Below are 11,691 nucleotides of genomic sequence, written 5' to 3'. Positions count from 1 at the left end.
GAGCGGCTGGCTGCACGCCTATCAGGGCGAGGCCGACACGGCCATCGCGCACTTCCGCCGTGCGCTGCGGCCCCAGGCCCATCCGCATGTCGGATCGCGGGCCAGCGCGCGTGACACCAGCGTTCTGGCGACATCGAGCTCGCCGAGCATCATGTGGACGGCGCAGCGGGCGGTCAGCGCCAGCGGATCGTCATCATCGAGGACGGCAGCCCGTCGGGCCAGCCGGCTCGACCGGTCGCGCTCTTCGGCCGGAACCGAGCTGGCATTGTACATGACCAGCTGGCCGTGCCCCCAGGCCGCGAGCGCGGCCGCCAGACCGTAGTCGGGATCGATCTCGACGGCGCGGTCCAGGCTCTCCAGCGCCCGCCGGGCCCCCTCCTGGGTCGAGGAATAGAGCAGCGGGAGGGCGCGCATCGCCAGACCGTAGGCGTCGAGGTCCCGGGGCGCGCGCCGGGATGCACGATCGATCTCGGCGCCGCGGATGCTCGGAACGATGCCGCGGCGAAGGCCGCGCAGGATCCGATCCAGCAGGGCGAGGGGCCGCTCGGTATCGCCGTCGAAGCTGTCACCCCAGACGTGATGCCCGCTGGCGGCCTCGGCGACGCGGAGGATGAACCGCAACCGCGTCCCGTCCTTCACAATCCGTCCCGCCAGGACATAGCGGGCACCGCTCTCCCGGGCCAGGCGCTGCGGGTCACCTGTTCCGGCGAGCGCCGCCCTCGGCAGCAGGACGGCGAGGGATCGGATCGAGGACAGATCCGCAGCGACCGCCTCGGCGAGCGCTTCGGCAAACCAGCGCAGGGAGGGCTCGTTGGTCTGCGCTGCCCCGAGCAGGACGGCGATGGTTGGTTTTTCGCGGGACCAGATCGCCGGAGGAGGCCCCCGCCGCTCGCCCTTCTCGATTTGCGGGCAATGCAGGTGTGCGGCGGCTTGCGCGCGGCGCAGGGTCGCGGAAGGCGGCTCGCCGAATTGCTGTCGATATTGTTCGGCGAATCGTCCGGCGTGGTTGAAGCCGTATCGCCGCGCGCACTCGGTGACTGTGGCGTCCCTGTTGCCCGAAAGCAGTGCGTCTCGCACAGCCGCGAGACGGAGCTGCCGGAGATAGCGGAGCGGCGACATGCCAAGGAACATCCGGAAGTGTCCGTTCAGCGTGCGTTCCGCCACACCACAGTCTCGGCTGAGATCCGCCATGGAGGGCGGAGCACAGAGCGTTGCGCGCATGACTGCGATGGCCCGTCTGAGGTCATCGGGCACAGGTCCGGGGCTTGCCGATCCCTCCGAGCCTGCATGGTCCGAACGCTTCATGGTGTCTCGCCCTCAACCGGGACGCTGGATCTCCTTGCGGTCCCGCCTCGGCGCCATCGCCTGCGGACTGTGAAACCCGCCCGCCTCGCGGACAGTCTATCACTTTTCTGCCGGTTTCGGATAACGCTGCCGAAAGCGGATATCTGCGAAGAGACCCCTCAGACAGTCTGCCGGCATAGGCCGCCTCAATCTCGCAGGTCGAAAGCCATGCAGGAACTGCTGACCCTGATCGTCACCTGGCTCGCCATCACCTTCGGTCTTCCTGCGACCGATGAGCTGCCGCGCGTGGCGTTCGTTTCCCCGGCGGAAATGGTGGATATCCGCCTGAGCCGGGTGGAAACGGCAGCGGAAGGCAGCGTCATGGCCGAACCTCGGCTGTCGACGCCGCCGGAGGCCTCTCAAGCGCTTTACGCGATCTACGACGACCACAGCCGCACCATCTTCCTGCCCGAGCGCTGGGCGGCCGATTCACCGAGCGACGTGTCGATGCTGGTGCATGAGTTGGTCCACCATCTCCAGAATGTGGGCGGGCTTGACTATGCCTGCGCCGAAGCGCGCGAGCGACCGGCCTATCAGGCGCAGGCCCGCTGGCTGGAGATCTTCGGCACCACTCTCTTCGACGCGTTCGAGGTCGATCCCATGACCATCCATCTGCGAACGCGCTGCATGCACTGATGCGAGACGCCCCCGGTTCGATGTCGATCCATGAGGCCCGCTGCCACCGCTGTCCAGATTGACCGCCGAAGAAGAAGCGGGATCAGAGCCTGAGGACGACTTCGCCGCCAGCGAGGGTGTGGACGAGGCGCCAGGGACCGGAGCAGTCGATCACGACGACATCGGCGCGGCAACCGACCTCGATCCTTCCGCGATCCTGCAGCCCCATCGCCGCCGCCGGGTTGCTGGAGACGAGGTCCCAGGCCGCGCTCAGGGACAGCACGCCGCGATCGACGAGACCCTCGGCGGCGTGCAACAGGCTGGGGTAGTAGTAGTCGGAGGCCAGCACGGTGCAGAGGCCGTCGCCGATGGCCTCCTCGGCTGACATGGCGCCGGTGTGGCTGCCGCCCCGAATGACGTTCGGGCCGCCCAAGATGACGTGTTCGCCGCGGGCGACCGCGTCTTCGGCCACCACACGGGCCAGCGGAAACTCGCAGACCTGCATCCCGAGATCTCGGTGGGTCGCGCGCTCGTCACAGCTTCGCTCGTCATGGGACAGCATGATGGCGTTCTGCCGGCGGGCGAGACCCGCGACCTCCCGTATCTTGGCCGGGACCTCCGGCGCGCGGCGCCCGACGGCGTCGACCTCGGCCAGGTATTGCTCCACCGAGAGGCCGGCGCGCTGGGCCCACTGGCCGAGCTTCTTGTGGTTGCCGGCTTGGACCTTTTCCATGGTCGCGGTGGTGTGATCGTTGAAGGCGATGGCCGGCGTCGGCTGCTGGCCGAGCCAGCGGCCGAGATCCTCGATGGCGTCGTGGGCAAAGGTCTCCCAGCGCAGTTGAACCCGGTGATCGGCCGTCAAGCGAGGGCGCAGAGCCTGCAGCCCATCCATAAAGCGGCGCCCGGCGTCGAGGCTGCGCGCGCCCGGCTCCCAGGACAACGTCAAGCCGTGAAAGGCGGTGGTAATGCCGTTGGCCAGCAATTGCCGGTCCACCGAGCCCATGGCGATGGGAAAGGCGATATCGACGCCCGGGCGCGGATGCAGCTCCAGCTCAAAGGCGTCGCCATGGACGTCGACCATGCCGGGCAGCACGCAGTACCCGCGGCAATCGATGGTCAGGCTGTCGGCCGCCGGCGACTCGACGATCCGGCCTTCGGCGATGTGAACATCGGCAATTTCGAGATCGCCCTGGGGCGTCAGCACCTGACCGCCCTTCAGGCAAACAGACGTCGTCATGGTCCTGCCCCCACCTGTCACAAATGTGAAATGTCCGCCGCCTGCGCGCGCTGCGCCGCCGGGGTATATCCCAGCCTTGCGAGGAAGGGAAGCACCTCGGCCGGGATGAACTCCTGATGCGAACACCTTCAGTCTGGAAGGGGCGGGACTCGCGCTTGCGACAACAGCAGGCCGGTCTGCAGGAGGTCCCGGTCGAGCCTCTCCAGATCGCCGGCGAGGGAACGGTCTTCGTCGAGCCGGGGCACGGCGGTGCGGATGCTCTGCAGGGCGTCGGCGACGACAGACGCAACGCCTTCGGGCGCGCGCAGTTCAAGGGCCTGGGCGGCGACCATCAGTTCGACGCCGAGCAGCAGGCGCAGCCGCCCCAGCGCGTCGGTCGCTTTCTTGGCGGCCAGCGGAGCGGCGGTGATGTCGTCCTCCACGCCGTCGGCGGCCCAGCGCAGGTCGGGGATGGCGGGCTGGGCGAGATGGCGCAGCTCCTGCAGCAGGGCTTCGCCGGTCTTCAGAAAGGGCGCGTAGCCGGTGTTGCCGGGCCCGCGCGGCGACAGGCTGTCCGGCAGGTCGCTGAGGCGCGGTGTCAGGTGCTTGGCGGCGCGCGACACCGAGAGCGCCCCGGTTTGCGCAAAGGCCTGACCCAGGGTCTCGAGCGCCAAGGCCAGAGCGGGCGTGTGGAAGTTGGCGTTGGCGATCAGGGTCTCCCGTTCCGCCACCACCAGCGGGTTGTCGCCGGCGCCGTTGATCTCGGCGAGGACGGCGGGTGCGAGGAATTGCAGGGCCGCCAGCAGGCTGCCGTGGACAGGGCCGACGGCGCGCAGCGAGATCGGGTCCTGCAGGCGGCGGGCCTGGCTCTGGTCCATCAGCGCACTGCCCGTCAGGGTTTCCAGCAGATGGGCCGAGGCGGCGGTCTGTCCGGGGGCGGGACGCGCTGCCGTCACCGCCGGGTCGTGGGGCGAGAGGTTGCCGCGATAGGCCTCCAGGCTCAGCGCCGCCGCCAGTTGTGCGAGGCGCCAGAGCGCGGCGGTATCATGGAGCAGCAGGCCGGCGAGGCCGGCGGAGAAGGACGAGGCGCTGCAGAGCGCGATACCGTCCTTGGGGCCGAGGGTCGCCGGGGTCAGTCCCGCTTCGGCCAGGGCCTCGGCGGCCGGGCGGGCAACCCCGCCGGACTCGATCTCTCCCTCACCGACCAGCGCGAGACCCAGGTGGGCGAGGATCAGCAGGTCGCTGGCCCCGACGGAGCCGATGGACGGCAGGACCGGATGCAGCTTTCGGTTCAGGAACTCGGCCAGCAACTCGGCAATGGCCGGGGTAATCCCGGCCCCGCCGTTGAGCAGGCCGTTCAGCCGCACCGCCATGACCGCGCGCACCTGGTCGCGTGGTAGGGCGGGGCCGATGCCGTGGGCCCGTCCCCGCAGGGTGCGCAGGGAGAAGTCCGCCAGCTCGCCGCGATCCAGGCTGTGGGTCACCTGCGGTCCGAGACCTCGGGTGATGCCGTAGACCGCCGCGCCGCTGTCGATGGCCGCTTCCACCACGCTGCGGCCTGCTGCCAGACGTGCCTTGGCCTCTGGCGCAATGGCAACGCCGCGGCCGCCGCGCGCGATCTCGGCCAGGGTCCCGGCGTCGAGATCCTGTCCGGTGAGGGCGATGGGTGAGGGGCTGTCGGTCACGGGACTTGGGGTTCGAAAGAGGGCGGGGCCGGCACCTCAAGGCCCGGCCCCGATAGGCTGTGCCAAAGTCTCCGCAGGCTAGACCCAGGGACAGTGGCTGTTGGAGGCGCCGAAGGTGCGGCCTTCGGCGAAGCGCGAGAAGGCGAAGGGCTCCAGCTCCGCCACCCGGTTGTCGCCCGCCAGGATCCTGGCCACCAGCTTGCCGACGCCGGTCATTTTGAAGCCGTGGTTGGAGTCGGCGATCATGTAGGCGTTGGGCAGGATCCAGTCGAAAATCGGCACGTTGTCCGGCGTGAAGGCGCCGATGCCGCCGTTGGGCCGGTCCTTGAAGTTCTTCCGATGGCCCTTGAAGCGCGGCATGAGATAGCCCATGGCGGCGGTCAGGTAGTCGGCGAACCACTCGTCGGCCTGGTACTCGGCGTTGTCCCAGCCGTAGGGATCGAGCACCGCCTTGGGACCGATCTTGATGGGGATGGTGCCGCCCTGCACCCCGGCACGCTCCATGCGCTCGGCGCCGTTCTTCCAGTAGACGTAGAGGTGGTCGGAGATCTCCGCGCCGGTCTCCTCGTTCACCACCGGCGTGTTCATCAACTCGACGTGGAGCACCGGCGGGTCGAGGTCGCGGCTGTCGCGGTAGGGCTGGTCGATGTAGACCTCGCCCTCCAGCAGGCGCCAGTAGGTCCACATGTCCAGCGTGTTGGTGCCGCCGTCGGGATACTTCGCCTCGATGGTGTCGGCCTTGCCCAGCATCTCCCAGTGCTTGCCGATCCAGGCGCCGTAGCAGAGCACCGCGACGTCGCAGGCGATGTCGCCCAGATTGGTGTGCAGCTTGGAGATGCGCCCGTTGGTGAGGTCGTAGCCGGTCACCTCGACGCCGGAGAGGATCTGCACGCCGTGCTGGGCGCACTTCTCGGCGAGTCCGGCGATGGCCTGACGGGTGCCAGCGTAGCCCGAAGGTTTCTCGTGAATGGCGACGCCGACGTTCTCGGTGTTGAAGTCCGGCCAGTAACCTCTCAGGAAGTCCTTGGCCTCCTTGCCGACATAGATGTCGGAGTGATAGCCGGCGGCGTTCTGGCTCTTGGTCATGCGCTCGTAGTCGGCGACCTGGTTCTCCTCGCCGACGGAGATGTAGCCGACCTGCTGAAAGCCGAAGCGCACCGGGTCCTCCATCCAGACGTCGACGGAGTGGCGCAGGATGGGGTGCAGCGCCTCGGTCATGTAGAAGTTGCGCACGCAGCCGCAGGCGATGCCGCTGGCCCCAGCGCCGGGCGCGGTTTTGTCGAGGACGACGATGTCCTTGCCGGAGCCCTTGCCGCGGGCCTCCAGCTCCATGGCCAGATGCCAGGCGGTGGAGAGGCCGTGAATGCCGGCCCCGGCGATGACATAGCTTTTCGATTCCGGAAGTACGGTCATGGTGGGGTGTCCTTGTCAGGTCTGTTCGACGCAGCCCTTCCCCCCGGCGCCCACCTTGACCGTCTGGCCCGCTAGGAAGGACGCGCGCCGCTTCCCGTCTGCGCCGGGCGGAGTGACTCCGACCCTTTCCGGCCTGCCGCCGGGCGGACTGAAACCGCCTCTGCCCCGCGCGTTTTGGGCCGGAGCGACAAGCGCCTGTCGTCTATACACGAGACTTTCCCAGCTTGTATATACAATTTGGCGGAGCTACGAGGGCCTGCGGGGGCCCAGGACTGCGGCGCCATCTCGGGCGCCTGACCCCGAAAACCGGGCGCCGATATGCGCCTCAACACATGGCCGCAAGAAGCGGCCGGGGAGTGGGTATGGCACGGGAGACCTCACGCCGCGGGGGGCGGCGCGGGCAGGGCGAGCGCAGGCCGGGCGGCGCTCTGAAACAGCTCGACTGGCGGCTGCTGGAAAACCCCTACGAACCGATCCGGGTGCTGCGGGACCATCATGTCGAGCGCATCAGCGAGGCGGCCTTCCGCATCCTGGAGGAAGTCGGCATGGACTTCCTCCATCCTGAGGCCCTCGATATCCTCGCCAAGGCCGGCGCCACGGTGGAGCCGGGCAGCGAGCGGGTGCGCTTCGACCGGGGCCTGATTCAGGAGGCTCTGGCGAAGGCGCCGGCGCGCTTCACCCTGCATGCCCGCAACCCGGCCCACAATCTGGAGATCGGCGGGCGCCACATCGCCTTCGGCAGCATCGCCTCGGCACCCAACGCCTCGGACCTCGACGGTGGCCGGCGGCCCGGTAACCAGCAGGACTATCAAAACCTGCTGCGGCTCTCCCAGGCCTTCAACATCGTCCAGTTCATCGCCGGCTATCCGGTGGAGCCCGTCGACCTGCCGCCGGCGACCCGGCATCTGGACTGCCTGCGCGACTGCCTGACACTCACCGACAAGGTGTTTCACGCCTACTCCCTCGGCCGCACCCGCATCCTCGATGCGCTGGAACTGGTGCGCATCGGCCATGGGCTGACGGAGTCCGAGCTGGCGGCCAAGACCTGCCTCTTTTCCATCATCAACACCTCCTCGCCATTGCGTCTCGACGGGCCGATGATCGAGGGGCTGATCGAACTGGCGCGGCGCAACCAGGCCGTGGTCATCACGCCCTTTACTCTCTCCGGCGCCATGAGCCCGGCCACGGTGGCCGGCGCCTTGGCCCAGCAGCATGCCGAGGCCATGGCGGGGCTTGCCTTCACCCAACTGGTCAATCCCGGCGCGCCGGTGATCTACGGCGGTTTCACCTCCAACGTCGACATGAAGTCCGGGGCGCCGGCCTTCGGCACGCCGGAATACAGTCGCGCCGCCCTGGCGGGCGGGCAGCTCGCCCGCCATCTGGGCATCCCCTACCGCTCCTCCAACGCCAATGCCGCCAACTGCGTCGACGCCCAGGCGGCCTATGAGTCCCAGATGTCGATCTGGGGTGCGGTGATGGGCCACGCCAACTTCGTCATGCATGGGACCGGATGGCTGGAGGGCGGGCTCTGCGCCTCCTTCGAGAAGTTCGTGCTGGATGCGGAGATGCTGCAGATGATGGCGGAGTTCCTGCGCCCCTTGGACGTCAGTGAGGACGCCATCGGGCTGGAAGCGATCCGTGAGGTCGGCCCCGGCGGCCACTTCTTCGGTGCCGCCCACACTCTGGAGCGCTACGAGACCGCCTTCTACAGCCCCATCCTCTCCGACTGGCGCAACTTCGAGACCTGGGAGGAGGCGGGCAGCGAAACCGCCACCCAGCGCGCCAACCGCCTGTTCAAGGCCGTGCTGGCGGACTACAGCCCGCCGCCGCTGGATCCGGCGGTCAAGGAAGAACTGGACGCCTTCGTCGCCCGGCGAACGGCGGAGGGGGGTGCAGAAGCAGCATAGCTCATCTCAGCGCGCGTCGGTTATGGTCGCTGCGCCATGAGCGCTTTCTCCGACAACCTCCGCGGCGCCCTCTTCATGTCCGTCAGCATGGCGGGCTTCGCGCTGAACGATGGACTGATCAAACTGGTGTCGGCCGAGATGGGCCTGTTCCAGATCCTTGTGCTGCGCGGGGTCTTCGCCAGCGCGCTGATGGGTGTTCTCGCCTGGCAGCGCAGGGCGCTGTTCTATCGGCCGACAGGCCAGGACACCCGGGTGATTGCGCTGCGTGCGGTCGGCGAGATCGGCGGCACGCTTTGTTTCCTGACCGCGCTCTTCAACATGCCCATCGCCAACGCCACCGCCATCCTGCAGGCCCTGCCTCTGGCGGTGACCCTCGCCGCTGCCCTCTTCCTCGGCGAAGCCGTGGGCTGGCGCCGCTACAGCGCGATCAGCCTTGGCTTTGCCGGGATGCTGATCATCGTGCGGCCCGGCGGCGAGGGCTTCAACGCCTATGCGCTCTGGGCCGTGGCCGCCGTGGGCTTCATCGTGCTGCGCGACCTTTCGACCCGTCGCCTGGGGGCGGGCGTTCCCTCCGCCTTCGTCGCTCTGGTCTCGTCGCTGGCGATCACCCTGGTGGGCGGTGTCCTGAGCTTCACCGAAACCTGGCAGCCTGTCAGCGGCGGCGCGCTGGCCCTGCTGGCCGGTGCCGCGCTGTTCATCTTCTTCGGCTATCTTTTCGCCGTGATGGCCATGCGGGTGGGCGAGGTGAGCTTCACCTCGCCCTTCCGCTACACCGTGCTGATCTGGGCGATGGTGCTGGGTCTGGTGCTGTTCGGGGAGATTCCCGACTTCTGGACCTGGGTCGGCAGCGTCATCGTGGTCGGCACCGGGATCTACACTTTCTACCGCGAGCGGCGCCTGCTGAAGACGGCGGTGCTGCAGCGGGCCGAGTAGCTCTCCTGGCTATCGGCCCTTGGCACCCCTGCGTCCCGTGGCGGCTTCAGGCCGCTTTGTGCTCGCCCAGGATATCGGCCATGGCCGCCAGGAACTGGGCGACTTCCTGCTGGCTGTTGTAGTGGCAGAGCGAGACCCGTATGCAGGATGGCTGACCGAGCGGATCGAGAATGTTGCCGGAGTAGTGGTCGTTCTTGCGGATGTGCACCCGGATGCCCTCTTCGCGCAACGCCGAAACCAGATCGCCGGAGTCGAGGCCGTCGACCATGAGGGCGACGAGGCCTTCGCGCGCCGGATTCTCGGCTCCGCCGATGATCGTGACCCCCGGCAACTCGGTCAGGCCCTTCAGATTGCCGCTGCCGAAGAGCATGGCATCGGTGAGGTCTTTTTCGTGGGCATGGATGGCCGCCGCGGCCGCTTCGATCTGCTGCCGCCGGTCGCTGCTCCCGGTGAAGTGCCTGCCAAGCCAGGCGAAGTAGTCGACGACGTCGCTGAAAGTCGCATAGCTTCCGGTGTCGCGGGTGCCCAGTTCCCAGTTGGCGGCCGGACCCCCCAGGAGCTGTTCCTTGGGTAGCGCCGTGAGCCGCTCAGACGCCCAGCCGATCCCGTAGCCGTGGCGGGAGAAGACTTTGTAGGGCGAGATCGCGTAGCCGTCGATGCCGTAGCTGGCGATGTCGATATGCCCGTGGCTGGCGTGCTGGATGCCGTCCACGATAATCAGGCAGTCCGGCGCGGCTTCTCGAATGGCTTCGGCGATCTCTGCCACTGCGACGGCCATGCCGGTCACCGGCGAGGTGTGGAGGATGGTGGCGACCCGCAGATCGGGCGTGAGATGGCGGCGATAGGCGTCGACCCCGACCGTGCCGCTGGCGTCGTCGTGGGGCACCAGCACATGAGACCGCCCGCTCCTTTCCGCCCAGTGCGCCATGGCGCTGCGCGAGGCAGGGTGCTCGAGGGTGCTGCCCAGCAGGGTGCCGCCCTCGGCGGCCCCGCCGGCGGCGGTGCGGATCAGCCGGAACAGGATTTCGGTGCCGCTTTCGCCGACAAAGACATGGCCGTCGGGGGCGTTGAGGAAGACGCGCATGGCGGCCTTGGCCTCGTCGATCACTCGGACCAGTTCCTTGGATGCGGGATTGTCGCGCCCCTGGTTGTCCGGGATAGCGGCAAAGGTGGCGGAGGTCTCGACGACGGTCTTCAGGGTCAGGGCGCCGCCAGCGTTCTCGAAGAAGATGCGCGGGCCGGTAAGCGGACAGCTCTCGACATGGGCAAAGCGGTCGCGGATCTGGTCCAGCAGGCCAGGCTTCTGGGTGAGCATTTTTTTGGACGATACCCCGGGGTCTCATGGTGGGCGGTACGGCTCTGGCCGGAGGCGGAAGACTCCCTGCTGCGAACCAAGGCAGGCAGCGCAACGGCCGACCGCCCTTCACTTAGTCCAAGGCCGGCGACATGCCAACAGATTTGCCGCCGCTGCTCTTCTCTGGAGGCGACTAAGGTGCCGTGGCCTTAGTCCGCGCCCTCAAGAACCATCCCGACATCCGGCCGGTCGGTCCGTCTTTCGCCGGGATGCAGCGGGTGTTCCTTGGCGCGGAAGCAGTAACGCCGGAAAACCTCGCTGTAGCCTCTGTAGAGATAGCCCCCGTTGGCGGCAAGGAAGCGCGCGCGGTCGCTGCGGTAGAGCGCCGGGATGCGATACCAGGCGAGGCCCGGCTTGGCGTGGTGGACGACGTGCAGGTTGTTGTTGAGAAACAGCAGCGCAAACAGCGGTCCGGCCTCGACGATCACCGAGCGCTCGGCAGGGTCGGGCATGGCCCGGTGTTCCAGGAAGGAGCGCAGCAGCGTCAGCGCGATGCCCGGGTAGACGAAGAACAGCAAGTATTGCCAGAACGGCAGGCCGCAGACCGCCAGCACCCAGCCCAGCACCAGCGCGACGCCCGCAAAATGTAGCAGCCAGGCCCTGGCGTGGGAGAGGTCGCCGCGCAGCAGGCGCCTGCCCTCTGCGGCGCAGAGCTGCCAGAGGCAGTGCAGGGGCCCGAGCAGCAGGCGCCCGGCCAGGGAGTTGTGCGCCCAGAGGAAGGCGCGAGTGAGCGGCCCGGCCGTCCGCCACGCCTCCGGCGTCAGATAGAAGGATTCCGGATCTTCCAGGGGATCGGTGAGGATCGCATCGTTGTGATGCGCCAGATGGCTGTCGCGATAGATCCGAAAGGGGATCCACAGCCAGAGGCTCGGCAGGACCAGGGCCTCGTTGACCCAGGCCCAGGGGGTCGGATGGCCGTGCACCACCTCGTGCTGCAGCGAGCCGTGCCAGGCCACCAGATAGCCGCCCAGCGGCAGCAGGACCCACCAGGGCAGGACCTCGTGGAACCAGGTGAGGACGCCGAACGCGCCATAGAGGACGGCGGCCAACAGAAGGGTCGGGATCTCGATGCGGGCGGGCAGGCGTTGGCTGCCGGCGGGCCGCACACCGACCTCACTGACGGTCGGGCTCAGGCTCTGACCGGACCCGAGTTCGCCGCTTGGCCCGGCCTCTGAGCCGGGCAGATTTCCCTCCTCGAACACCTGTACGACAACTCCCGAAATC

General features: G+C 68.1%; 9 protein-coding genes. 3 read left to right on the top strand and 6 right to left on the bottom strand.

The features are described from left to right. Positions 1-21: 21 nt before the first annotated feature. Positions 22-1,191 (bottom strand): helix-turn-helix domain-containing protein, encoded by a 1,170-nt coding sequence (locus Q0996_RS22550; protein ID WP_299625383.1) that lies wholly within the window; start codon positions 1,189-1,191, stop codon positions 22-24. Positions 1,192-1,287: 96 nt separating this feature from the next. Here Q0996_RS22550 and Q0996_RS22545 point away from each other — a divergent pair, with 96 nt between their 5' ends. Continuing rightward, complete coding sequence (locus Q0996_RS22545) at positions 1,288-1,980, top strand: DUF6647 family protein (RefSeq protein WP_322096783.1); 693 nt, start codon at positions 1,288-1,290, stop codon at positions 1,978-1,980. A gap of 82 nt (positions 1,981-2,062) precedes the next feature. Here Q0996_RS22545 and Q0996_RS22540 read toward each other — a convergent pair whose 3' ends face one another. From Q0996_RS22540 to Q0996_RS22530, 3 genes are all read right to left on the bottom strand, one after another. Further along, positions 2,063-3,196: an alpha-D-ribose 1-methylphosphonate 5-triphosphate diphosphatase gene (locus tag Q0996_RS22540; RefSeq protein WP_299625377.1), complete on the bottom strand. Its 1,134-nt coding sequence runs from the start codon at positions 3,194-3,196 to the stop codon at positions 2,063-2,065. A gap of 128 nt (positions 3,197-3,324) precedes the next feature. Continuing rightward, positions 3,325-4,860 (bottom strand): aromatic amino acid ammonia-lyase, encoded by a 1,536-nt coding sequence (locus Q0996_RS22535; protein WP_299625374.1) that lies wholly within the window; start codon positions 4,858-4,860, stop codon positions 3,325-3,327. Between the two features lie 78 nt (positions 4,861-4,938). After that, entirely contained in the window at positions 4,939-6,273 is a 1,335-nt protein-coding gene (locus tag Q0996_RS22530) for an FAD-binding oxidoreductase (RefSeq protein WP_299625371.1), read from the bottom strand. Positions 6,274-6,635: 362 nt separating this feature from the next. Here Q0996_RS22530 and Q0996_RS22525 point away from each other — a divergent pair, with 362 nt between their 5' ends. Continuing rightward, complete coding sequence (locus tag Q0996_RS22525; protein ID WP_299625368.1) at positions 6,636-8,180, top strand: trimethylamine methyltransferase family protein; 1,545 nt, start codon at positions 6,636-6,638, stop codon at positions 8,178-8,180. 36 nt (positions 8,181-8,216) lie between these two features. Next, a complete protein-coding gene (locus Q0996_RS22520; RefSeq protein ID WP_299625365.1) occupies positions 8,217-9,113 on the top strand; it encodes a DMT family transporter in 897 nt (298 codons plus the stop codon). Between the two features lie 46 nt (positions 9,114-9,159). On the opposite strand, the gene Q0996_RS22515 is transcribed toward Q0996_RS22520, so the two are convergent. Beyond that, positions 9,160-10,428 (bottom strand): aminotransferase class V-fold PLP-dependent enzyme, encoded by a 1,269-nt coding sequence (locus tag Q0996_RS22515; protein WP_299625362.1) that lies wholly within the window; start codon positions 10,426-10,428, stop codon positions 9,160-9,162. Between the two features lie 188 nt (positions 10,429-10,616). Next, positions 10,617-11,669 carry a fatty acid desaturase gene (locus Q0996_RS22510; protein ID WP_299625360.1) on the bottom strand — a complete coding sequence of 351 codons (1,053 nt, stop codon included), beginning with the start codon at positions 11,667-11,669 and terminating at the stop codon, positions 10,617-10,619. Between the last annotated feature and the right edge of the window lie 22 nt (positions 11,670-11,691).

Source organism: Pelagibius sp. (genome assembly GCF_028289705.1).
Taxonomy (GTDB): Bacteria; Pseudomonadota; Alphaproteobacteria; order Kiloniellales; family Kiloniellaceae; genus Pelagibius.
Note: the sequence above shows the minus strand (reverse complement) of the source record. Positions and strands in the feature narration are given on the sequence as shown.

Coding starts and splice junctions, on each gene's coding strand:
- Q0996_RS22515 (WP_299625362.1), bottom strand. CDS start 10,428: ATGCTCACCCAGAAGCCTGGCCTGCTGGACCAGATCCGCGACCGCTTT.
- Q0996_RS22520 (WP_299625365.1), top strand. CDS start 8,217: ATGAGCGCTTTCTCCGACAACCTCCGCGGCGCCCTCTTCATGTCCGTC.
- Q0996_RS22540 (WP_299625377.1), bottom strand. CDS start 3,196: ATGACGACGTCTGTTTGCCTGAAGGGCGGTCAGGTGCTGACGCCCCAG.
- Q0996_RS22530 (WP_299625371.1), bottom strand. CDS start 6,273: ATGACCGTACTTCCGGAATCGAAAAGCTATGTCATCGCCGGGGCCGGC.
- Q0996_RS22525 (WP_299625368.1), top strand. CDS start 6,636: ATGGCACGGGAGACCTCACGCCGCGGGGGGCGGCGCGGGCAGGGCGAG.
- Q0996_RS22550 (WP_299625383.1), bottom strand. CDS start 1,191: ATGGCGGATCTCAGCCGAGACTGTGGTGTGGCGGAACGCACGCTGAAC.
- Q0996_RS22545 (WP_322096783.1), top strand. CDS start 1,288: ATGGTCCGAACGCTTCATGGTGTCTCGCCCTCAACCGGGACGCTGGAT.